The following is a 23,564-nucleotide window of genomic DNA, read 5'->3' as shown; positions in this document are numbered from 1 at the left end:
AGTGTCAGGCCGTCAACGCGTGCAACGCGTTGCTAGTATCCTAGGGCTATGCCCGTATATGAAGAACCGCCGGCTATGCCGGCGGGTCACTTTTTTGTGTTAGGAGAGTAAAAAGAATTGTTTAATTTGTTTTGAAATTATTTGCCACCGACAGAAGTGCTATAAATCTTTTCGAGCAAATTAAGCGCACCCTTGTAACCAACGAAGCTGCGATTGATAATCAACGTTTCGCTAGAGGGCGGAGTGATTTCGAAAAGCAATGCATTCTTTTCGTTGGCGATATTGATTTCCCACGAAGAGGCGAGAATCAAAGGCTTTCCAGAAGAGAAATTCACTTCCTTAATAGACTTTTCAATCAGGTAGCCATCTTCTTCAAATTCCACGTCGACATCGACACCTTCGCTAATGTTGTGGAAGGCATTTTCGATTTGTTCGCGGAACTTCTGCGGAGGATCGTCACTGATGATAGCCTTGCGCGGAATAAGACCGATTTGGTCTACGAGGAACTTGGTGTAGGCAAGCGTGTAGGCGGAATCTGCGGTAATGGCAAATTCGCTGGGCATACCGAACCAGTATTCGGCGAAAAATTCGGAGAAGTGTTCCAGATAGTAGTAATAAATTCTGTTTTCTTCCTTGATGAACTTTTCGCTCTGTTCCTTGTCAATTCCGGCAAATTCGACAACTTTACGGATAAATTCGCTAGTCGCTTCGGCGCCGAGCGGAATTTCAGGAATGTGCAGGAACGGCTGACCGTATTTTTCCTGGAGGTGTTCTGCGTTTCGAACGCCCACCCACGGAGAAATCACCAAGTTGAATTGGGCCTCGGGAATGCGCAGCCAGTCCGCGACGCCGTTATTTTCGGGTCCGAACAGCACATTGACTTCTAAACCTGCGCCGCGCAAAATGCGGGCGATTTCCTGGTAGTCACCACGCCAGTTCTGGTTGTAGTAGGGAGTTTCGAACCAAAGGTTTACCAGGCCCTTTTTGCGTTCGCCGCTGTAATCGCCCACGAACTGGTCGACGATAGCGTTTACGACTTCTTCGTGACCGAAAAGGTTGTTGCCCTTGAAGCCGGCAGTATCGACAGACACAATCGGGTAACCCAAATCGCGGTAATTGCGCACCAACGTGGAAACGTCATCACCGATAAGGCCGCCCACACAACCGGTAAGCACAACGTAGAGATCGCCATTGAACACCTTGAGCGTCGATTTAATCAACTGATCCAAAGTCTTGATGCCGCCAAAAACGATGTCGTTTTCGGTAGAGTTTGCGCTCGGCATGTTACCGGCACCGGCATAAATGCTACCCTGGAAACCGTTTTCAAACGTGAGGAATGCGGTTTGCTTAAGCTGGCAACCCGGAGAGCAGTTGGCAATAGGAACTGCACCCTTAATAGCGACAACAGTATGAGATGCACCAACTGCGCAAGCGTATCGGGGGTCCGAAATAGAATTACTTTTTTTCTTTTGAATTGTAGCCATTGTTAAAAATCCCCTTGTTATGCGCTAGTCGAATTGGATTCTGTACCAATTTTCAGTTTGAGATTTCTCGGTTCCGGCAAATCTTCAAGTGCTTCCGGATGGTGCGTCAGGTAGAACGGGTCGTCCTGAGCAAGCCACCAGTCGGAATACGGAAGTTTCACGTTGCGTTTAAGCACCTGGTTAAACTTGGTACGTGCAATCACGCCCTTGAGCATTTCGCCGATACGGAGAATGCCCTGATAGCCTACCGGAATATGTTCGTCGCCCATGGTAAGGGTCGGGAATCCGAGATGGCCCGCGACAGAGGCGAGACCCGGATGGCGAATGAGCAAGAAGTCTGTCTTGGCGCGCTTCAGAAGCTGCGGAAGCTGGAAGGCGCGAGTCTTACTGACGGTATAGTGCGGAATGTCGCCGTAGGTTTCGACCAATTCCTTCAAGGTATCCTGATGTTCGCCACCGCCGTCGTAAACGGGGTCGTGGTGGAATACGAGAGCTGCATCGTGACCGATTCCCAGTTCCGAAAGCACGCTGATGAGGCCATGTGCGTATGCAGAACCCGTCATCACGATGCCGTTCTTGCCCTTGAAAAATTCGCGGAGTTCGGCAAGCTTCGGGGCAATGCGCTTGTGTTCGCTTTCGATGTATTCTTCGGCTTCTTTTTCTTTGCCGACCACCTTTGCGATAGCGCGGAGCCAAGCATCAGTACCCTTGATGCCGTAAGGCTGCGGAGCATCAATCTGCGGAACACCGAAAGATTCTTCAAGTGCTGTTGCCATGTAGCCGCCTAACGTATCGCAGAAGGTTGCGGTAGCGACTGCTTCGGAGGCTTGGCGAATTTCTTCGAAAGAGGCGGTGTCCAGAAGGTAGTTCACGCGCAATCCGAGCGGAGCAAGCATTTCGGAGAAATAGTCCGAACCCCAAAGGGCAACAATGTTGATCAAGTCATTCTGTTTCTTGGTCGGGTGGCGTTCCACAATCTGGCGAAGCACACCATGGAAAGCGACGTCAAAACCCGTAGACCAGTGCTTGGAACGGAAACCTTCGCAATGCAGTGGAATAATAGGCACGCCGACTTCCGGCTCCATTTCTTCGGCGATAGAGTCAATGTCTTCGCCAATAATAGCGGTAGCGCAAGCCATACCGATGAAAATCGCCTTGGGGTTAAAGCGTTCCTTTGCGTCGAGGATGGTTTGGCGGAGCTTTTCAGAAGCGCCGAAAACCATGTCCTTTTCTTTCAGGTTCGTACTGATGTTCAGCGTATTCTGCAGGGGCTTTCCACGACGACGAAGGCCGTTATGCATCGAGAGGTTAAACTTGGAGTTTTCGCCGCTGCAACCGATAGGAGAATGGTCAATCAGGGCGCAGTCCGTAAGGTTTCCCACTTGACACTGCACAATTGCGTTAGAGCACATTGTTTCTTGGTTCAGCGGGGAATTCAATTCGCAAAGTTTGCAGCCCGAGCCCTTGCCTGCGCAGCCGCCATGCTTTTTCGCGCTGCGTTCGTCATAGGCCGATTCCTTGATCAGGTCGCTTGCCTTGCCGTCCCAGCCGATAATTGTACCCAGTCGATATTCGCGGTTTTCGACTGAGGTCATGTTCAAATTAATATTAGTCTTGGCCATGAACCCTCACATTAAATCTGGTAGTCTTTTTCCATCATGCCGTAATCGATGAGAATCTGTTCCAAACGGTCCTGCGTCATCGGGGTCGGAATGGTAAAGAGTTCATTTTCGTCGATGTTCTTGGCAAGTTCACGGTAGACGTTCGCCTGGCTGGACTTGGGTTCAAATTCAATTACGGTCTTCTTGCGGATTTCGGCCTGTTGCACAATGTTGTTGCGCGGCACGTACTGAATGAGCTGCGTGTTGAGTTCCTTGGTGAATGCACGGAGCAGGTCAAGTTCGTTATCCACATTACGGCTATTACAGATGATACCGCCCAAGCGCACTTCGCCGTGCTGGGCATACTTGGCGATACCCTTACAAATATTGTTTGCCGCATAAAGGGCCATCATTTCGCCGGAGGCCACGATGTAAATTTCCTTGGCCTTTCCTTCACGAATCGGCATGGCGAAACCGCCGCACACCACGTCGCCCAACACATCGTAGAAAACGTAATCAAGGTCTTCGGTATAGGCACCGAGCTGTTCGAGCATGCTAATCGAGGTAATAATGCCACGGCCTGCGCAACCCACGCCCGGTTCCGGGCCACCGGATTCTACGCAACGCACGCCCTTGAAGCCGACCTTTTCAAGGTCGGAAAGCTGAATTTCGGTTTTGTTGTCACGAATGGTGTCAAGCACGGTCTTTTGATGAAGGCCGCCGAGCAAAAGGCGGGTAGAGTCTGCTTTGGGGTCGCAACCGACCACAAGAACGTGTTTCCCCTGTTCTACAAGGCCTGCGGTCAGGTTTTGAGTCGTGGTGGACTTACCGATGCCACCCTTTCCGTAAATAGCGATTTGACGTAATTTCTTAGACATGTTATCGTGTCTCCTTGATGTTTTCCTACAAAAATACTAGGCAAAGGCAAGTTAGAATTAAAGTCAACTCTTTCCAATACTTTTTGAACCCGTTTAGTCAAAAAAAATCACTTTTTTTAAGTTGTTATAAATTCCGCTTATAACCCTTATTAGCGTGAATCTATTGCGCATGCGAAAAAGTATTTTGCGATAGCGAACGCCTATAACATGCGTTAGCATAAAGCTATCGCTCTCTCAAAAAAATGAACTTTTTTTATTTTCGCTCTTGGATTCATATTGAATTTGACAATTCTGTTTTTTAACTTTACGCATATACTTCTTTGGCTAAGAAGTTAAAGCATTCATTACGCTACAGAACGCTAGGCAAAACGTTCACCATTTTTAATACAAACTAAATCGGTTCTTTACCGATCATTTTTTGTGCAGGGTTTCTATACCTTGCGAGGTTTTATGGCAACCAGTCAAGAAACAGTTTTTAGAGAACACCCGTGTTTTGGTGCTTGCAAAAACCGAAAGGGGCGCATTCATTTGCCCGTCGCCCCGGGTTGCAACATCGAGTGCCGTTTTTGTGATAGGCGCATTAACGAAGATGCTCAGGTACCGGGAAATACGAGTAAGGTGATTAAACCCGAAGAGGCATGCGGGTACATTCGCAAGGCTCTGGAATATGTGCCGGAACTTACGACAGTGGGAATCGCTGGCCCAGGCGACACCTTGGCAACTCCTTTTGCGCTAGATACATTCCGCTTGGTAAAAAAGGAATTCCCGCAGCTGATTCGCTGCATGAGCACCAATGGGCTTTTGCTGAATGACAAGGCAGACGAAGTCATCGATGTGGGCATTGATTCGCTCACGGTTACGGTGAATGCCGTGGACCCTGAAATCGAGGCGATGATCAATGCAAGAATTTTCTACCACGGTAAAACCTATACGGGCGTAGAAGCCGCAGAAATTCTGATTCACAACCAGCTCGAAGGCATTCGCAAAGTTGCAAAGAGTGGAACGCTTATCAAAGTGAATACGGTTCTTTGCCCGGGCATTAACGACAAGCACATCGAAGATGTGGCGGCCACCGTGCGCGAAGCGGGTGCGATTATGTACAATATCATTCCCTTGATTCCGCAAAACGGCTTTAAGGATATTCCTGCTCCGACACCAAAGACACTTGCGATTGCGCAGGAACAGGCGGGCGTATTCATCAACGTATTCAAGCATTGCGCCCATTGCCGTGCCGATGCCGTTGGCGTCCCAGGCGTTTACGATGTCGGCGCGCAAATCTACATGGACCGTATCCGTGTAAAGGAGACTTTCTCTCATGGCTAAATATAGAGTTGCAGTCGCTACAAACGATGGCGAAAATGTCAATGTTCACTTTGGGCATGCCGCGGCGTTCGACGTCTACGAAGTCGATGAAGAAAGCGGAAAATTTGAAAAAGTCGAAGTCCGCGTTAAGCCGGAGCATTGCGACGGCACATGCGGCGATGGTGCTTGCGGTCAGCGAGATGTAGAACGTTCATCTATGTTCTCGGCCGCGAAAAATCTAGCCGATTTAGATTACGTTCTTTGCTCGCAGCTTGGCCCGCAGGCGGTGCAGGCTTTAACGCGCTTTAACGTGCGCGCTTTTGATATCGCGCTCCCCATCGCCGAAGCGATTGCCAAAATCAACGTATACCGCAAAAAGATTGCGGAACGTACCCAGAGACTCAAGGGATTACAGGATAAATAAAATGCTGCCTCTGATTGTAGGATTTTGTTGTAAGAACGGCCGATGTTGACGGGCGTTTATTGCGGTATTCATTTTTGTCGCCCGTGTATGGTTAGCCTACGCGGGCGTTTCTTATGGGCTAAGGCCCTCAACTAAAATTTAAAAAGGATAATACAATGGAAAGTTTAACAGCAAAATTATGCGCATTTGCACGAGCCTGGCATTCTCTACAATCGGACCATACCGTTTTCAATGACTTTTTGGCGTTCGACCTGATGGGCCGCGAGGAGTACGAAAATGTTTCGCGCTTGATTCTAAAGCGGTTTCCGCAGGAATCAGAAAATTCGGTCGAATATTTCAACCGGAAATACTTCCTCCCGATTGTACTTTCGAGGAGTCGCTTCGCCGAAGATCGCGTTAAGCTCCTTGCCCGTTCGGGAAAGATTCAATATGTAATTTGCGGTGCGGGCGTAGACACGTTCTCGTTCCGCAACAAAGACCCGAATGTTGAAGTTTTTGAACTGGATTTGCTGCCGACGCAAAACTACAAGAAAAATCGCATTCGCGAACTCAAGTGGAGCGTTTCGGAGAATGTCCATTTTGTGGCGATTGACTTCAGCAAGGACAGCATTGTCGAAAGACTTGTCGCAAATGGCTTTGACTGCAAAAAACCGACAGTCATTAGTATTCTGGGCGTTTCGTATTACCTTCCACTGCCTGTTTTTGCGGAAACCGTGCGCCAGTTTTCAGAGATTGCATCAACCGGCATTTCGATTGTATTTGATTACCTGCAAAAAGATGCCTATTCGAATTCGGTTCAGGAATTGCGAAAAATTGTTGCTGATTGCGGCGAAACCATGGCCGAAGGCTACTTGGACCGCGAAGTTTTCGAGGTGCTTGAGCGTTACGGATTCAAGGTCGACGAATTTCTCGGCGAAAATGCGCTACAGCAGCGGTATTTTCTGATGGGAAACCTGAAGGCGTTCGATTCCGTGCGCCTGATCGCAGCTGTAAAGTAGCCTTAGATACTATCAGCCTACTCCGGATTCTTGACGCAGCGAATTCCGTAGTAATTGGCCGAATTGATTGAATCCCGTACGACTTTATTTTCCGACATGCGATAGTAATATGCGGTTTCGTCCTCAGCGGTTTCTACTCCAAAGCAAGCAACCGTGCGGGGCGAGCCGAAATCATAATCATTATAGCATCCGTTCGGCAAGGCATTGAAGCCATATGCATTGTCACCTTGAACCTTCATCGGCCATGCAAAAGCATTCCTCAAGCCGGCCGAAGTCGAATCCTTTTCGTAAGTATTGGCAAGCAGCTTTTCCCAATCAGCCGTGGTTGAAATATGCCAGCCATCAGGGCACAAGGCCACGCTATCTTCCGACGTGAACGGGTACTTATAATGTCTTCCGTAAACATCGCAAGAATCCATCTGGCAATAGCTACTGTCCGACGCAAAATTCAGGTTCTCGACCATCCAAGTCGAACCGCCAATTTCCACAGCCTTGTAAGTCTGTCCATCACGAGCATCTTCAAGGACTTCATACTTTCCCGAATAACCGTAAGTAAACGAAGTATCGTTAACGCAACGAACACTCTTATGCTGCCTCATTCTTGCCTCAGGTGTATACAGGGTGTCCGAAGAATTGCGATAGGCGTACAGGATTGCCGCCGTGGTATCCGTAATTTTGGTACTTGACCAGAACGAGGCGGTATAATGCTGGCGAGAATAATCTTCGCTTGCAATAAGTCCCATCGAAAATCCCGTCACATCGGTAAGGTACGAGGCTTCATCCTTACTAAGGAGCCTTCTACTCTTGTATTCCTTTGCACCGATATAAATCAAGGTATCGAATTCCGCCTGAGAAGGCAAATGCCAGCCGGCAGGGCACGCTTCGAGAGCATCTTCGTAAGTATAATGCTGTCCGTATTTCTTCGCCTCTACCGTGATACTGTTATCGGTTTCGTAGCGAAGGTTCTGCGCCATCCACTTCTGCTGACCGATAATAGTCGTCTTGTAGACTTGATTATCGCGCGGGTCCTTAAATTCACCATAATCAAAATCAGGATTGATGAGTACTTCTTTTTCGGGATCCGCCTTCACATCTTCTCTATATCCCTTGATGCAAAGGAGGTTTGCAGAAGTCGACGTCCTGCTGCTCCAATAAACCTCTTGAGTTGAACCGAAAACAAACACATTGCGATATTTGTTGTCTTCCGCATAGACAAAGAAGCCGGCATCGGATCTTTCACCTTCGAATTCACGATAATCGAGACGGGCCGTTTTCTTTGCATGGTCAACCCACACATCGTAATGTCCCGTGGGCGTAATGTTCAGACCGTAAGCGTTTATTCCGTTTCCGGCATTCCATCCCGACGAAGACTTCAGCATCAGCGAGGCAAAGCACTTTCCGCCAACATCCTTAAACAGGTTTTCCCAATCAAGGCTGTCGGCAACATACCAGCCGTCACCACATGTAGCGCCATCGTAGTACGGAGTCGTGTTGGTAGCGCCTTTCTTCCAGACATTTTCTCCGATTTTCACGCCACCATCCTGATAGACGCAATTGTCCGTCGTCAGGTCATTGCAAGGTTGAACTCTCGGTTGCCATTTCGCATCTTCGCAACCGGGTGCAGTCGATTTGACGGTTTCGGGCTTGGTGATATCGGGGCGGGCGATTTCATCCTTGACGCAACGCACCATTTTCGGATATGTAGAAGATCTGTCTACGCCATGTATATCGATGTCATACAAATCAATATCTACATAAACGCCGCGCCTATAACCATACACATAGTAAATGTTCTCGTAATTAAAATTATTCGAGGTAAAGAACTGCGTCAATCGGGACAAGGAATCCTTTTTCGTCATAATGGAAAATCCATAATCATCCGAACCGCAGTAATAACAATCTTCCTTAGCCAAGAAAAGATAAGCGACACCCGTATAGGAATCGTCATCTTTCTTTTTCTGGGCTACCACAGAAACAAGAGTATCCCATTCACTGAGAACCGGGACATGCCACCCCTTGGGGCAAGCTCCCTGGAACGGGTATTCACATTCCTTGTCAGGATGACAGCGGCTATTGGCCGTATCCAAAACACCAACCCACGTATAGGCCCTTCCGAATTTTTTACAGCCTTTCTCCCCTTCCTCAATGCACCAGCTTTCCGATTCTATTTTGTAGTTCAGGTTTTCCGCCATCCAGGTCTGATTCCCGATAGTAACGGTTTTATATTCCTGACCATCACGCTCATCAACGAACGTTCCCTGTTTGAATTCGACTTTGTCTGGTCTGGTCTTGAAGACCGACTTACTCGACGAAGACCCGTCTGTCGTAGAAGAACTACTTTTTGAGCTACCGCTACTCTTGTCCTGAGAATCGTCATCCTCTGCTTCAGATGAAGAAGACAGATCATCTTCTGCACGAGCGGACGATGAATCGCTATCTCCACACCCTATCACATAGAAGAGGGTCGACAATAGCAAACTTAGACAGAAAAAATTTTTCTTCATAACCCACCACATTTGATAAAATATCTGTTTCAAATATAATTTTTTCTACATTTTCATAGTCTGAATCACAGGAGGGTTCAAATGTTTTCTCGAATATTGAGCAGTCGCCTCGCAATTCTTTTCGGGTTTACCGTATCGGTACTCTGCGTTTTCGCATGTTCCGAAGACAGCGGAACCTCTTCCTCGGAAAACGGCGATTCAAACGGCGGGACCACCAAAGAAGTTTTTCACGGCCAATCCCCCGTACCGAAAATTGTTCCTGCAGGAACCTACGACTGCTCCGAACACAATTGTGTTTACGACGACTACCTGAATCCAGACGTCACCTATGGCGAATTCCTGGACGAACGCGACGATCACGTGTACAAGACCCTCGAAATCGCAGGCAGCACTTGGCTCGCCCAGAATCTTGTGTACAAGACAAAAAGTGGCCGAGTCACCTCTATGGTCAATTCGAGCAGTTTTGTCTTGAAGGGCGGTTACAATTACGACGTCACTGCAGCAGCAGACACGCTTCGAACCGGTTGCGGAGACACCTTGACCCGACCGGATTGCAATTGGGACGAACGCGGAATTTGCCCCCTGGGCTTCCACATGCCCACTTATAGCGAGGCAAGCCGTTTGATTAACGTCCTCAAGGAAGAGGAAAACCGAAATATCTTTGACTCCGAAAATCCCACCGGCTTTATATCGGGCAGTTACAGTATCACATCTACAAACGACATTCAATTCTGGTATCAAACCTCCCGCGGATGGGAACAAATATGGTGCCAGAAAAGCTGCTCCAGCTGGGGCTTGAGTCATTTCAATTTGGCCGCCGTTCGCTGCGTCGCAGATACCGCCCCAAGGCCGTTCACGAACGGCTCCTACGTTTCCACCCTCGCAGCAGAACCGGACACCGCCAGCGACATCAACCGCATCGCTTCTGAAATGGAAGTGGACTGGGAATACGGCGAATTAAAGGATGAAAGAGACGGCAAGGTGTACAAGACCATCACTTTCCAAGGTCGCGAATGGATGGCCGAAAATCTCAATTACGACTCGCCTATCAAAAACGGCGACTTCTGCCTTAACGATATCGAAGAAAATTGCGACATTTACGGTCGCTACTACACTTGGGGAGTTGCCATGGATTCCGCAAAAACCGGTTGCGGCGCGGGAGTCGCCTGTTCTCCTGCCGACACCGTTCAAGGAATTTGCCCAGACGGTTGGAGGCTGCCGACATCTAGTGATTTACGTGTATTCGACGAGAATTACCTTCGCAACTTATCTTGCGCCTCCTCGTGGAGCGGTTATTACCCTTCAGAAGAAGCCTTTGAAAAATACCAGTGCAACACCTATGGATTCGCTATGCCCGCAAACGGGATGCGCGTGGCACCGGGTATCTACTCTTTCATGACAAGCGGAAACATCATCTTAAAAGATGAACGCGACGCAGATCAAGCCTACGTCGCACGATTCGTGTCGTACCAGCATCCATTCTCAGTCTATATGTACAAGTGGCAGGCTGCAGCAGTAAGATGCATTAAGAAGTTTAATTAAAGAGCCTACTTTAATCTAAATACATCACTTCGCCGATTTCCGGCATCAGCACGGGTTTGCCAGATTCCTTGGCGGCCCGCTTTGCGTTTTCGAGCGGCTCAAAGTATTTGTGCTTGCTCAAGCAGAATTTGGAGTGATGAACGGTGAGGTAGCGCTTTGCGCCAAGTTCCGTCATTTCTTTGCCTAAATATTTCGGCAGCGTGTGCACATGGGCCCAATCTGGATTGTACTGGCCGTTTTCAAGAATGGCAAGGTCGATGTCCGTAAACACCTTCCCGATTTTTGCATAATGTGGGCCGTAACCGGAATCGCCACCAATCCATACAAGACGTTTGGGCGATCTAAAAGCAAACGAAGCCCAGAACGTCTTATTTTCTTGCAAGCCGCGGCCCGAAAAATGCCTTGCCGGAGTCGCCGTCACGCGATAATCTTCGCCAAAGTCTTCAGATTGCCACCAATCCAATTCCACAAGCTTTTCGGCAGAGTATCCCCAATATTCAAAATGCTCGCCCACACCAAGAGGTGCCACCACCTTCTTTATGCGCGGTTCCATTTCTTTCACCACTTCGTAATCCAAGTGATCCCAATGGTCGTGCGAAATGACCAAGTAATCAATATCCGGCATATCGGCAGGTTTGTAGATATCTGTTCCCAGGAACATCTTGTTTGCGAACTTCACCGGAGAACCCTTATAAAACACCGGATCCACCAGCACCTTTTTCCCCGACAAATTCAACAGATACGATGAATGTCCAAACCATACAATCCAATCACGGTCTTGCGGCAGCGACTTCAAATCCGTCTTGATAGCATGCAGCGCCGTATCTGGGGCGAGCAGCGTTTTGTCGCCCAGCATAAAATCTTTCCAAACCTGCAGTTTGCTCTTTTTGCCGGTCGTGAATTCGGTCTCGATTTCGTTCACGAACTTCTTGCCATCATAATGCGGCGACTGCTTGATTCGTTCCAGGCGTTTGCCCTGCGGGAGCCGCCCGAAACTAGGCTGAGTCAAAAACAAGACGCCCGCATCGCAAAAAATAAAGAATATGGAAAAAAAGATTGCCGCAATCATACGCACTAAAGATTAAAAAATAATCCCCTAATGCGTAGATTCCGGCAAAGAAATTCCGACGGAAGTATAAAATCAGTCGATTAAATCGTTCTGGAAGCGCGACAGATGTTCGAACGGCAAGATTTGCCGGCCTCTGAACAGCCCGCAGCCGTCATTAATCAGCTGGTTATTAATCGCCTTGAACATGTTCACGTCAACATTCGCGAGCTCGATTTCCTGCAACTTTGTCAAGCGTTCGTACGCCTCGTCAAAGTACACGCACTCGCCACTCGGAATCTCGTCGTGTTTGCTGCGGCGTGCTTCCTGCGTTTTCTCGTATCCAAAATGGTTCGCCTCGCCGATTTCGGCAAAGTCATCCATATCCTTCGTACGCAACTGCACCTCGGTAAAGCAGCGGGCCAGATTATCGTAGAAAATAATATGCAGCGACTGGTAACCCGAACTTCTCGGGAATGCCACCGAATCATGATAATAAGGTCGCACCTGTTCATTCAGCAATTCCGAATGACCATCTTCTGTGTACTTTGTGATCTCTGCCGTAAAGCCGCGTTCTTCCAAGAATTCCGGCAACACATTCGCAATTTCGTACAGATATTTTTCTTCCACCTCGCGACGATTCTCGCCTTTTCGAATGTGGCAAGTCGGCATCGAAATCACGATGCGGTAAGCAATCAAGTCGCGGAAGTTCAGCTTACTCTTGATTTCGGCTTCAGTCGGGAACTTTCCGTTTTTCTTGTAGTAGCCGTAGATGTATTCAAGAATGTACCCGTTGAACTTTTCCTCGGCGCGAATCAACGATTTGATACGGCCCTTGAAGGTAAAAGCCAAGAACGGATATTCCCGCGTCATGAACTTATAGAATTCCTTGATTCTCTGAGACTGTGAAGTCAAGAAGTCATTGTGTTCCAGCAATTCAATAATCTGAATCAGAAAATTAGAATGCGCCAAGTCAATGCTGTTGCGCGTTTCCTTCGCACCGTTTCTGAGGTCGTTAGAATATTGGTGCAAAATTTTCAGCACCGTGTTTCCAGAATACAAATAGTCGTTCAGCGTAATCATACGCATGAAATATAACAACAGATTCTTTAAAATCCACTATGATTTTTCAACTATTTTTTTAGTCGTCGAAGTGTCTTTACACTATCTGGAATAACATTTCTCAGAAACACAAATTCTGTAAAAAGATTCCGAAAGAAGTTTTTTCACATCGTCCCGATTGCAGGCATCTAGCTGTTCCAAGCATGCCGTCAACGTTGAGACAACAGTCTCCCTAAAGGCATATTCTTCTTGCAGTTTTCGTTCCTTGCCATACTCCCACAAGGCAAAGATAAGCGCAAAAACTGCCATCGAAGACAAGGCGATATTAATTACCACATCGGCCCATACGGAATCCGTATGCACACCGAATCGGGTAAACACATTATAAATCCACCAGGAACAGCCGCCGAAAAGCACCAGGCTCAGGAACAACCAAATACGCGCTTTCCAGCCCAAGCTACGTTTTCTTTTGTTAAAGCTGCTGCCTAGAGCACCGCCGCCTACAAAGTCGGTCATCTTCTTGATTTCTTCCACCTTCTCGCTAGACGTCGTCAAGCAAGCCTGAACTCCCTTCAAGCTATTTTCCGCCATGCTGTCGATTTCAGAAATCTTTGCGCCCACCTGATCAATCAGATTCTGCGCCGACTCCATCTTCTCAGAGAATAGTCTGTCCTTGTCTTCGGCGTCATTCATCTTAAGCGTCAAGGATTCCTTGAGTTCTTCCAAGCCTTGCTTCTGTGCATCCAACTGTTCCGTCAACGCCTGAATTTCGGCGACCTTTTCTGCCACCTCTGCAGACTTGGCTTTTGCACTCTGCTCCACTTCTGTCACAGACATCATTTGGGCCTTCACCAAGTCTGTCATCTTCAGAATTCTTTCGAATTCCTCCGAAGCCTTCTCAAACAAAGCGGATGTCTTTTCTTCGGCCACGGTAATGGCGGCCACGCGTTCATCCAGATGATCTTTCTGCGGGGCGTTCCAAAAACCGAACATCATCTCGTATACGGCAAGATTCCTCGTGCAAATAGAGAGAACCGTGACATTCTGCTTCTTGATAGACGCCGCAATCAAAACAATCAGTTGCGAAAGCGTCTTGGGCGGCAATCCGAAATAAGTCAATTCGGAATCCCTTACGCAGGCGGGCTCCGGTAATTCAAATGGCAGATACAGCCAATCGCCCGTCTTCATTTTGTCACACAATTGAGCAAAAGGCCGTTTCACATTTTCAAGGGCCTTACGCAACTGCACCGATCTGACGGTACGATCGTGGACACTCACGCCGGCATAATTTCGGATATATTCATCACGGCTATTTTCTAGAAGATTGATGCTATCGAGAAGTTCTTCGCGCTGTTGACGATTCATCCCTAACCCTTTTTCAAAAATTTGCGCACAAGATAACTTTTTTCAATGCGCTTTAGGGCCTATTTTTCGTACAACATTATTCCTTTACACTTAATTAAAGATTACAAACCGCCAAAATCGGATTCCCCATTCGGCAATAAACGCCCCTTGTGCATGGTATAAACGCGGTCACCATACCTAAAGCCGCGAGGGTCATGAGTCGCCACCAACACCGACGTTCCCGATTGTGCCAATTCGGCCAAAAGATCAAAGACAATCTTGGCATTGGTTTCGTCCAAATTACTTGTGGGCTCGTCAGCGATTACAATTTCAGGCTTGTTTACCAAAGCACGCGCAATCGCAGCTCTCTTGAGCTCGCCACCCGAAAGTTCTGCCGGCATTTCATGCACCAAATGGGCAATACCAAGCCTTTCCAGTTTCGAGGCAATATCTACATCAGTCACATCCGCAATGGAACGAATCTCGATTTTCTCACCATCACGAAGGGCCTTGGGCAACAAGATATTCTCCAGCACCGTAAAATGGGGCAAGAAAACAGATTCCTGCGGCACATAGCCAATCTTCTCGTTTCGAATGGCAGAAATCTCCGCATCCGAAAGAGTCGCAAAATCGGCACCGTTAAAAATCACGGATCCCTTCGTGGGGCGATTGATTCCCGAAAGCAGAGAAAGCAGCGTACTCTTTCCACTTCCCGATTCACCATAAATCACCGAGAAATCGCCGGACCAGACAAAAAATTCCACATCTTCTACGGCGTTAAATTCTTCGCCGCGACGGGTATAAGTCTTGTACAAATTAGATACGTTTAAAATCAATGTTCTACCTCCCTCAAAGCGGCGTAGGCATCAATCTTGCTCACCTTATTTGCCACACCATAAACAGCCAACGGCCCCACCGAATGCAAAAGCAAAACTACCACAGCGTAAACAGCCGCGATTTCGGCATTTCCCGGAACAATGAAGGGCACGTTCACATGTTCGCCAATCCAAATTTTAAAAGTAAAAAATGCCACGCTCGAAAGCAGCAAGCCAATGTACGTTCCTACCGCCGACACCAGCAGCGATTCGCCCAGCACAAGAGTCCTTAAACGTTTGCGGGCATAGCCCACAATTCGCAAAAGCGCATATTCACGCCTGCGTTCGCGAGTCGAAAGTGAAAACGAAATCACAATCGCGGCAACCGCAATCACCAAGAAAAGGGCCACGATTGACCACACCACAATCTGCAAGAAGTTCGCCGACTTTTCAAGACCCGAGAACAAATCCTTACGGGTGCGAATCTGCACGCCGTCAAAGCGGGTATGAATTTCTCGAGAAAGGCGTTCGATATCGGCCCCTGCGCGAAGTTTAATTAAAACACTGGAGTAAATCGGCGAATCCGAACCTTCGGATTTGACATCCTGATGCAAGAAAATCACGCCCTTGGCCTTAGCTGCCTCGCGGATATCGGCAAGTGTCGCCACATCTACAAAAACGGCCTGGTCCAACTTGTTGCCAACCGGTTCAAGAGAGGCCGCCACGGGGTATTCATGGTCAAAGAACTTGACGGTCTTTTTCTCGCCCACGCTAATATCGCCGCCCACCACGATAGCACCCTTAGGGAGTTTATCCGTAAGGACCTCGTGAATCCAAGGCTGAATCACAAAATCAGATGCCGGCTCGAAACCGATAATCATGACCTTCTGATCGCAGCAGCTAGAACTCAACGTGGTCAAAAAATACTGCGGCGTCGCAATTTCTACACCTTCAAGGCCACGAATAAATTCCAGCGAACCCTGCGGCAAATAGGCATACTTGGAATCGCCCTGCAAAAGAACCGATTGATCATTAATCTCGGTCCCCTGCGGAATCACAATGACATCGGCCCCCAAGCGAGACGAAAGACGATTCAATCCCTTAGAAAGAGAGAGCGACAAAAGCCCACCCACCAAAAGCACCGAGGCGAGCAAAGCAATCAAAAGTGAAAGCCCAAAACTACGGAAAGGGTTTCGCAAGTAATTTTCAATAATCAAATTCAAATCAGTCTTGTTCATTTCGCCTCCTCAATTTCAAATAAACCAAATTTACTGCTGCAAAGAGCGCAATCACGACGCCCGTAAGCGCAAGCACCGGAGCCGTTATCGCATGGCATGCCATGTGAGCATGCGGGCAAGTGCCCACAATCACCGTCGGCACCAGCGAAACGAAAACACCCACCACAAGCGACAACGCAGAAAGAATGACATGCGCCTTTTTCTTAAGGAGGCCCGCAGCAAAAACGGCAATCACCAACAACGCAAGACCCAAAACCGCATCTACCGTTGTCGAAGTTCCGCAACGCATCGTTCCGTTTCCACAAACCGGCAAAAACACCTGGCCGAAAGCAATCAACAACGATCCGAAAATAAGATTAGCAACAACAAATACTTTGTACTGTTTCATGGTACTCTCCTTGATAAATTTTCGGTGCATAAATTAAAAAGGTATACCCAAAATGTCCAATACTATATCACTATGATTTGTTATAGATTTTTATTATAACTTCAACAAATTCAACAACCTCACGCTTATAGAAAAAATCGATAATTCAGCATAAGAATTAAGTATTGGACATTCGCTTATTCCGCTTCTATCTTTGCTATCAAAAAAATACGGAGGCTACATGTCCAATTATTCTTTTGATACGCTTAAGTTGCACGCAGGCTATAATCCTGCTGAACACAACCACGCTGTTTCGGTACCTATCTACCAGACAACCGCTTTTACCCTTGATACCGTAAAGCGCAGCGACGACCTGTTCTATTTTGACAGCGCCGAAGCGCTTTACACTCGACTTTCCAATCCGACAACGGATGTACTTGACGCGCGCCTTACGGCACTCCACCCGGGAGCAACCGGGGCTGTCACGCTTTCTTCGGGCATGGCAGCGGTAACGTATGCGCTTCTGAATGTCACTGCAGGCAAGGGCAGAATCCTTGCAACAGCTCGTTCTTACGGCGGATCTTTCGATAGTTTCGAACAAATCTTCGGAGAGACGGGCGTCAAGTATGATATTGTAGAAAACCCTGACGATCCGGCCAATTTCGAGGCCTTAGTCAAGGAAGACACCAAGGTAATCTACATCGAATCCATCACCAACCCGAACGCCACCATTCTGGATATTGAAGCGATCGCAAATATCGCCCACAAGCATGGAATTCCGCTGATTGTTGACAACACGGTGGCAACCCCCTACTTGCTGAATCCGTTTGATTTCGGCGCCGACGTAGTCGTTTATTCGGCCACCAAGGGCCTTACGGGTCACGGCAACGTGATTGCCGGTGCCATTGTAGAAAACGGCAAGTTCAACTGGAAAAACGGAAAGTTCCCGCAGTTTGATGGTCAGCCGCATTTCTTGGTGTCGCAACAGGGCGTTCCCCGCAGCTTTTACGATGTTTTCCCCGACACTCCCTTTACGGGCCGCATTCGCGCCATTCACCTGAATTATCTGGGCGGCGCAATTGCCCCGTTCAATTCTTACCTGGTGCTGCTCGGCATCGAAACTCTTTCGGAACGAATTTCGAAATCGGTGAAGTCCGCTGAAAAGATCGTAGAATTCTTGGAAACGCGCCCCGAAGTCGCCTGGGTCAACCACGCTCACGCTAAAAACAGCAAGTACAAGGCGCTCGCCGCCAAGTACTTCCCCAAGGGTGCCGGCGCAATCCTCAGCTTTGGCCTTAAAAAGAAAGACCGCGCCAGCATCATCAAGTTCCTAGAAGCCGTAAAGGTATTCAGCTTCCAGGCAAACATCGGTGATGCCCGTTCGCTCATTATCAACCCGTCGACAACGACCCACATCGAGCTCCCGGAACATGCTCAGGAATTGGCCGATATCCATACCGAAACCATCCGACTTTCGATTGGTCTTGAAGACGTAAACGATTTGATTGCCGACCTGGAACAAGCCTTCGCCGCTATCCAATAGCGCGAAGGCATTCTGCCGAATTTTCGATCCATAGTAAAACCAAAAAGGTGGCTGCATTTAGCAGTCACCTTTAATTTATGACACAAAGAAATTTAAAATGGCGGACTCAATTGAGTCCGCCATGATAGAATTGGAGATGATTATTTTATTAAGCCATCGGCATATTCGGTGATTGCCTTGTCGAGGCGAGCAAAGATTTCGTCGATTTGAGCCTCGTTGATAATCAGCGGAGGTGCCACCAGAATTGTGGAGCCGCCGCCCATCGTAAGGATGCCATAATCGTTGCGAAGTTTCGTGATAAAGTTTCCGAGGAAAGGTTCGCCAGCCGCATTCTTGCGGATAACATCCTTGTGATCCTTGCTGTAGCTGAATTCAATCGCACCGAACAAGCCTACAGAACGCACGTCACCTACGGAGGGGTGCTTTGCCTTGAGTTCGGCAAGTTTCTTTTTTAGCACCGGTTCCAACTTTTTCACGTTCGCCTGGACATCCAAGCGGAAGTATTCTTCGATACAGGCAATAGCCGCAGCAACACCGAGCGGATGCGCATTATAAGTAAGCCCTGCAGTAAAGGCATTTTCTTCATAATAATTCGCAATCTTTTCGCTAATGAGCACGCCGCCGAGCGGTGCATACGAGCTATTCACACCCTTTGCAAAAGTAATCAAGTCCGGTTCCACGCCATCGGCCTGGCAAGCAAACCATTCACCCGTGCGCAAGAAGCCACTCATGACTTCGTCGCACACCATCAAAATTCCGTACTTGTCGCAGATTTCGCGGACACCCTTCAGGTATCCCTTGGGGTAAAGGTACACGCCATTAGAACCCGTGACCGATTCAATGAACACGGCCGCCACAGATTCCGGGCATTCCTGCTGAATCTGGTATTCCAGGCGAGAAAGGAAATGCTTGGTCGCTTCTTCTTCGCTTGCAAATTTAATGTCGTAGCCGTAAAGATGCGGAGCCGGATACTTGATGAACCCAGGAATCGTCGGGAACAGCGAAGCACGTTCGCTTTCGCCCGTCAAACTCGATGCACCGTAAGTACTACCATGGTAAGATTCATACTTCGAGAAAATCTTGTCGCGACCCGTAAACGCCTTCACAAAGCGAATCGCAAATTCGTTTGCCTCGGAGCCACCCAGCGTAAACAGCACCTTTCTCATGTTCTTCGGCGCAATCTTTTCGATCAAGAGTTCGCTGAGTTCGCCCGCTTCAGCAAAGGCATGACGCGGAGCGATGTAAGCCAAACGTTCCACCTGCTTTTGCACCGCTTCAATAATGTGGCGGTTGTTAAAGCCGATGTTCACATTCACCAGTTCCGACGCGATATCGATATATTCGCGGCCCTTGCCATCGTACACATAAACGCCATCGGCGTGATCAATGTAAAACGGCTTATAGTCCTTATGCGGGGCGTTGGCGAAAGAGAACAGGTTATACTTTCGGGCCTTTTCATATGAGGCTGCGTTTTCTTTTTCTACATAATCAATGTTATTTGACATTTGCTACTCTCCTTAATTTTGTGAACAAATATAGGTGCGATTTTGGTCGCTGTCCAATACTTTGTTTTTAGGGCTCGTTATCAATTTTTCTGATAGCAAATCCATCTAGACTAAATGACGTATTCCGGCGCCGTATTGGAACGGGCAAGATCAAAGCGCTCCAGAATCTTGCGGCGTTTTTCCAGGAACTGTGCAGAACCTCTTTCGCGCGGGAAACTGTCATGAATTTCAAGCACTTCGCTAATGCGCCCCGGACGCGGCGTCATAATCACGATACGATCAGACAGGTAAAGAGCTTCGTCAATATCGTGCGTAACCAGAATCATCGTGGTATTGCGTTCTTTGCGGAGCGCCAAAAGCAAGTCCTGAATTTCGGCACGGGTAAACGAATCAAGAGCACCCATGGGCTCATCGAGCAACAGGATTTCCGGATCGTTAATCAACGCGCGCGCAATCGCCACGCGCTGCGCCATACCGCCACTAATCTGGTGCGGGAAATTCTTCTCGAATCCGCCAAGGCCAATTTTCTCGATAAATTCGTGAACTTTGTCCTTGTTCTGCTTATAAACGCCACGGATCTTGAGCCCCATCGCAATGTTATCTTCTACCGTAAGCCACGGGAAAAGACAACCCTGCTGGAACACGTAACCGCGCTTGGAATCGGGCCCATGCACCGGTTCGCCGTCAAGAATAATCTTGCCGTCTTGAACAGGATCAAGCCCCGCAATCAAGCGCAAAAGCGTCGTCTTACCGCAACCCGATGCGCCCAAAATCGAAACGAATTCGCCCTGAAAAACAGAAAGATTGATATCCTTCAAAATCTGCCGCGGTTCGCCCGTGCGTTCATCGATAAAGGAGCGGTTTACATCGCGAATCTTCAAGATTTTTTCTTTATCTAAAATATCCATCATCAACGCCTCCTATCGCACGACGCCTTTCTGCCAGCGAAGCACATAACGCTGCACCGCGCCAACTACCTTCAAAATTGCCGAGAACAGCACGGCCATCACGACAATCGCCGCAAACACCTTGTAATAAGCGCTCCAGACTTTTGAAGTGTTAATGTAGTAGCCAAGACCGCCCGGTTGCCCCATCATTTCGGCCATCACGAGCGTAGTAAAGCCAAACGCAGCCGCCGTCATAATGCCCGTAAAAATCTGCGGCATCGCATGGGGAATCGCAATATGGAAAATCTGGTACAGTTGCCCCGCGCCAAAAGTGCGCGAAAGTTCAAACAGCGACTTCGGCGTACCCTGCACCCCGTCGGCCGTCATGGTCGCCACCGGGAACCAGGAGCAAATCGCAATCAAGAAAGTCGCCGCCGCAAACGAAGTCGGAAAAAGCGTCAGCGCAAAAGGCATCCACGCCACTGCCGGAATCACGCCGCAAATGTTGAGCACCGGCAAAATCCAGTAGCGAGCCTTCGGATACCAACCGATTAGCACACCGGTCAGCACACCCGTCACCACACCCACCGAAAATCCGGCTACAAAAAGACGCAGCGAATAAAGCGTATTCTGCCAAATGAATTTGGTATCGCCAATAAAGGCATCCATAATAATCGCAGGTCCCGGAAAGAACGGTTGCGGCAAAAACAGCAGCTTGGTTCCGAGAATATCCCACGCGGCAAGCGCAAGCCCCACCGCGAAACGGAACTTCGCACCCGCAAAAAACTTCGCAATCTTATCGGCACTTGCCTTGCGGACAAACAGCACTACCGTATAAATGGCGTAGTAGGCAATAATGGCAAGCAAAACTAGACGGTACGCTAAATTGTCGTCAACCGTAAATCCGCCAAAAACGTATTCCTTGATTCGCACATTTTCGGCCACCTGCGGAAAAAGCAAGTTCACCAAGAAGGCGATCAGGAATCCTGAAATCGTCAAAACAATGTTCATTCAACTCTCCGTAAAATTTTTAAAAATGCGCCCTTGCGGGCGCCAATCAACAAGGAATTTTTGATTACTTGCTCAAGTCGACTTCTTCGTACAGGTTCGCGACAAACTTGTCGGAATCCAGCGTGAGATAGCCAATCTTCTTGAGCTGTTCACTAAAGTAACGCAAGTCGCCCTTCACATCGCGGCCAAGAGTCTTGCGCTGTTCCAGCGAAGTGTACACATAACTCTTAATCAGTTCAACTGCTAACGCCTTATCTTCGATTTCGGAATACTTGCCTTCGGCAATAATGTCAACCGTTTCTTCAGGGTGTTCGGCAATCCAGGCTTCCGCCTTATGAATGGCACGCAAGAGTGCTGCAATCTTCGCCGGTTCTTCCTTCAAAATCTTGGCAGACACATAAATGAAGCAGCAGTAGCGGCCATCGAATACCGGATCCTTTGCCACATCCATAATCACGTCGGCCTTGCCCGACTTTTCGTAAGCAGAAGCGAGCGGATCCCAAATGGCAGCGGCATCAATCTGGCCCTGTTCCAAAGCTTCAAGCGCAAGGTTACCGTCGGCATAAGGCAAGAACTGCACCTGGTTATCTTCTGGCTTGGTCGAAACGCCACCCAGCGAAAGCCAAAGACTCGCAGCCTGATGCGGCGTACCGCCAATTTCGTCAACGGCAATTTTCTTGCCCTTCAAATCAGCAGCAGTCTTATAAGGCGAACCCTTCTTCACCAGCACCTTAATGCAGCCGACATGAATTCCATCGACAATCTTGATATCTACGCCATTTTCAATCGCCTGGAAAAACTGGAAATCAGAATTCGTGAGCGCATAAGTGCCCTTGCTAAGTCCAAGTTTACGGGTTTCGCCATCGGCCGCAATCAGTCTGGCATCAATGCCTTCTTCAGCAAAGAACCCCTTTTCCTTAGCCACATAGAAAGGCGCACCACACAAGGCACCATCCAAAACAGGGAGTTCTAAAACGCCAAATTTGAACTGAGACTTTTCAGCCTGCTGAGCAGACTTCTTTTCGGCATTTTCGCCACCGCACGCCCCTACTACAAAGGCAAAACCAAAAGCGAGCAAAGCGGTCAGATAAATTTTGAAATTGTTTACCATTGTGAATTCCTCTTTCAAAAAAGGCGCCCCTGAAAATGGACTTCGAATATTTCCAGGAGCGCCAGGTTGTACGGAGAGTACAAATTACTTGATATTTTCTCTCCAAGTAGCGGGCTTGAACAATTCCTTCAAGGGCAACAGACGCTTGTCAACGTCGACGCCCAAGACAGAATTGAAGTTGTTCGTCGCCTGCATCTGAGCGCCAAAGCCCACGATAATGATAATCTGTTCGTCGGTATAGAACTTGCGGAGACCTTCGAAAAGTTCGTCCGGAACCTTCGTCGGATCCTTAACGATCTGCTGACCCAGCTGCTGCAAAAGCTTCTCGTTTTCCGAAGTTTCGAAGTTGTTCGGATCGAGACCCAGAGCCTTCAGGTCGCTAATGAAGAACAGCGAGCAGAGAAGGCAGCCGTTAGTCGTAGAAACCGAGTGGGCAAAAATTGTTGCCGCACGCAGACCCACCGTCTTTTCGAGGCTTTCCCAAGCATCGTACCAGCCCATGAATGCCTTGTAGATGCCGTAGTCCTGGAGCATCACCAGCTTCATGTTGGTCACCTTACCGGCAGCTTCCAACTTTTCGTAAGCGGCCTTTGCTTCGCCAGTCAATTCATTCGGTTGTTTTAAATGTACTCTAGCCATTGTTTATACTCTCCTTGTGGTGCTTCGCACCGATTGTTTTGTTATGCTAGGTTTTATTCCCTACCATTTTTGTAGGCTTTAAGATAGAATAAGATTTTGCCCTAGTCAAGGCATAAACGCATACTATTTAACTATGGTTTGTTATAAAAGAAAACTATTACATCCGCATTAAAAAGTGACCCGCCGGCATAGCCGGCGGTTCTTCATATACGGGCATAGCCCTAGGATACTAGCAACGCGTTGCACGCGTTGACGGCCTGACAC

At 48.3% G+C, this 23,564-nt stretch carries 20 protein-coding genes; 5 read left to right on the top strand and 15 right to left on the bottom strand.

Annotated elements, in window-relative coordinates:
• Window positions 1-137: 137 nt before the first annotated feature.
• The 3 genes from BUA40_RS13680 to nifH are packed head-to-tail and all read right to left on the bottom strand — an operon-like array spanning window position 138 to window position 3,963.
• The gene (locus tag BUA40_RS13680) at window positions 138-1,484 is read right to left on the bottom strand and encodes a nitrogenase component 1 (RefSeq protein WP_072801410.1); all 1,347 of its coding nucleotides are present in this window, start codon (window positions 1,482-1,484) and stop codon (window positions 138-140) included.
• 17 nt (window positions 1,485-1,501) lie between these two features.
• The gene (locus BUA40_RS13675; RefSeq protein WP_072801409.1) at window positions 1,502-3,106 is read right to left on the bottom strand and encodes a nitrogenase component 1; all 1,605 of its coding nucleotides are present in this window, start codon (window positions 3,104-3,106) and stop codon (window positions 1,502-1,504) included.
• Window positions 3,107-3,117: 11 nt separating this feature from the next.
• Window positions 3,118-3,963, bottom strand: coding sequence for a nitrogenase iron protein (nifH, locus tag BUA40_RS13670; RefSeq protein WP_072801408.1), 846 nt, complete (start codon window positions 3,961-3,963; stop codon window positions 3,118-3,120).
• Between the two features lie 450 nt (window positions 3,964-4,413).
• Here nifH and BUA40_RS13665 point away from each other — a divergent pair, with 450 nt between their 5' ends.
• From BUA40_RS13665 to BUA40_RS13655, 3 genes are all read left to right on the top strand, one after another.
• Window positions 4,414-5,286 carry a radical SAM protein gene (locus tag BUA40_RS13665; RefSeq protein ID WP_072801407.1) on the top strand — a complete coding sequence of 291 codons (873 nt, stop codon included), beginning with the start codon at window positions 4,414-4,416 and terminating at the stop codon, window positions 5,284-5,286.
• The gene (locus BUA40_RS13660) at window positions 5,279-5,689 is read left to right on the top strand and encodes a NifB/NifX family molybdenum-iron cluster-binding protein (RefSeq protein WP_072801406.1); all 411 of its coding nucleotides are present in this window, start codon (window positions 5,279-5,281) and stop codon (window positions 5,687-5,689) included. Before BUA40_RS13665 ends, BUA40_RS13660 begins: the two co-directional genes overlap by 8 nt.
• Window positions 5,690-5,844: 155 nt before the next feature.
• Window positions 5,845-6,687 (top strand): class I SAM-dependent methyltransferase, encoded by an 843-nt coding sequence (locus BUA40_RS13655; RefSeq protein WP_072801405.1) that lies wholly within the window; start codon window positions 5,845-5,847, stop codon window positions 6,685-6,687.
• A 17-nt stretch (window positions 6,688-6,704) separates the two neighbouring features.
• Here BUA40_RS13655 and BUA40_RS13650 read toward each other — a convergent pair whose 3' ends face one another.
• The gene (locus BUA40_RS13650; protein WP_178299667.1) at window positions 6,705-9,191 is read right to left on the bottom strand and encodes an FISUMP domain-containing protein; all 2,487 of its coding nucleotides are present in this window, start codon (window positions 9,189-9,191) and stop codon (window positions 6,705-6,707) included.
• A gap of 81 nt (window positions 9,192-9,272) precedes the next feature.
• Between BUA40_RS13650 and BUA40_RS13645 the strand changes: the two genes are divergently transcribed.
• On the top strand, window positions 9,273-10,733 hold the full coding sequence (locus BUA40_RS13645; protein WP_072801403.1) for an FISUMP domain-containing protein: 1,461 nt from the start codon (window positions 9,273-9,275) through the stop codon (window positions 10,731-10,733).
• 10 nt (window positions 10,734-10,743) lie between these two features.
• On the opposite strand, the gene BUA40_RS13640 is transcribed toward BUA40_RS13645, so the two are convergent.
• The 6 genes from BUA40_RS13640 to BUA40_RS13615 all read right to left on the bottom strand — a co-directional run bounded on the left by BUA40_RS13640 (window position 10,744) and on the right by BUA40_RS13615 (window position 16,625).
• Window positions 10,744-11,802 (bottom strand): MBL fold metallo-hydrolase, encoded by a 1,059-nt coding sequence (locus BUA40_RS13640; protein ID WP_072801402.1) that lies wholly within the window; start codon window positions 11,800-11,802, stop codon window positions 10,744-10,746.
• Window positions 11,803-11,874: 72 nt separating this feature from the next.
• Window positions 11,875-12,861 (bottom strand): nucleotidyltransferase family protein, encoded by a 987-nt coding sequence (locus BUA40_RS13635; protein ID WP_072801411.1) that lies wholly within the window; start codon window positions 12,859-12,861, stop codon window positions 11,875-11,877.
• 81 nt (window positions 12,862-12,942) lie between these two features.
• Window positions 12,943-14,205, bottom strand: coding sequence for a hypothetical protein (locus tag BUA40_RS13630; RefSeq protein WP_072801401.1), 1,263 nt, complete (start codon window positions 14,203-14,205; stop codon window positions 12,943-12,945).
• Between the two features lie 101 nt (window positions 14,206-14,306).
• Entirely contained in the window at window positions 14,307-15,020 is a 714-nt protein-coding gene (locus BUA40_RS13625) for an ABC transporter ATP-binding protein (RefSeq protein WP_072801400.1), read from the bottom strand.
• The gene (locus BUA40_RS13620; RefSeq protein WP_072801399.1) at window positions 15,017-16,237 is read right to left on the bottom strand and encodes an ABC transporter permease; all 1,221 of its coding nucleotides are present in this window, start codon (window positions 16,235-16,237) and stop codon (window positions 15,017-15,019) included. The genes BUA40_RS13625 and BUA40_RS13620 overlap by 4 nt, the downstream gene beginning before the upstream one ends.
• Window positions 16,224-16,625 (bottom strand): DUF4418 family protein, encoded by a 402-nt coding sequence (locus BUA40_RS13615; RefSeq protein WP_072801398.1) that lies wholly within the window; start codon window positions 16,623-16,625, stop codon window positions 16,224-16,226. The genes BUA40_RS13620 and BUA40_RS13615 overlap by 14 nt, the downstream gene beginning before the upstream one ends.
• A gap of 220 nt (window positions 16,626-16,845) precedes the next feature.
• Between BUA40_RS13615 and BUA40_RS13610 the strand changes: the two genes are divergently transcribed.
• Window positions 16,846-18,147 carry an O-acetylhomoserine aminocarboxypropyltransferase/cysteine synthase family protein gene (locus tag BUA40_RS13610; protein ID WP_072801397.1) on the top strand — a complete coding sequence of 434 codons (1,302 nt, stop codon included), beginning with the start codon at window positions 16,846-16,848 and terminating at the stop codon, window positions 18,145-18,147.
• Window positions 18,148-18,287: 140 nt separating this feature from the next.
• Here BUA40_RS13610 and BUA40_RS13605 read toward each other — a convergent pair whose 3' ends face one another.
• The 5 genes from BUA40_RS13605 to BUA40_RS13585 form a co-directional block, all read right to left on the bottom strand.
• Window positions 18,288-19,652: an aminotransferase class III-fold pyridoxal phosphate-dependent enzyme gene (locus tag BUA40_RS13605; RefSeq protein WP_072801396.1), complete on the bottom strand. Its 1,365-nt coding sequence runs from the start codon at window positions 19,650-19,652 to the stop codon at window positions 18,288-18,290.
• 110 nt (window positions 19,653-19,762) lie between these two features.
• Entirely contained in the window at window positions 19,763-20,563 is an 801-nt protein-coding gene (locus BUA40_RS13600; RefSeq protein WP_072801395.1) for an ABC transporter ATP-binding protein, read from the bottom strand.
• Window positions 20,564-20,572: 9 nt separating this feature from the next.
• On the bottom strand, window positions 20,573-21,550 hold the full coding sequence (locus tag BUA40_RS13595; RefSeq protein ID WP_072801394.1) for an ABC transporter permease: 978 nt from the start codon (window positions 21,548-21,550) through the stop codon (window positions 20,573-20,575).
• A gap of 64 nt (window positions 21,551-21,614) precedes the next feature.
• A complete protein-coding gene (locus tag BUA40_RS13590) occupies window positions 21,615-22,661 on the bottom strand; it encodes an ABC transporter substrate-binding protein (RefSeq protein ID WP_072801393.1) in 1,047 nt (348 codons plus the stop codon).
• A gap of 84 nt (window positions 22,662-22,745) precedes the next feature.
• Window positions 22,746-23,300, bottom strand: coding sequence for a carboxymuconolactone decarboxylase family protein (locus BUA40_RS13585; RefSeq protein WP_072801392.1), 555 nt, complete (start codon window positions 23,298-23,300; stop codon window positions 22,746-22,748).
• Window positions 23,301-23,564: the final 264 nt, after the last annotated feature.

Origin of the sequence: Fibrobacter sp. UWT2, assembly GCF_900142545.1 — a bacterium.
Classification (GTDB): domain Bacteria; phylum Fibrobacterota; class Fibrobacteria; order Fibrobacterales; family Fibrobacteraceae; genus Fibrobacter.
The sequence above is the reverse complement of the archived record's forward strand: the minus strand, read 5'-3'. Positions and strand labels throughout refer to the sequence as shown.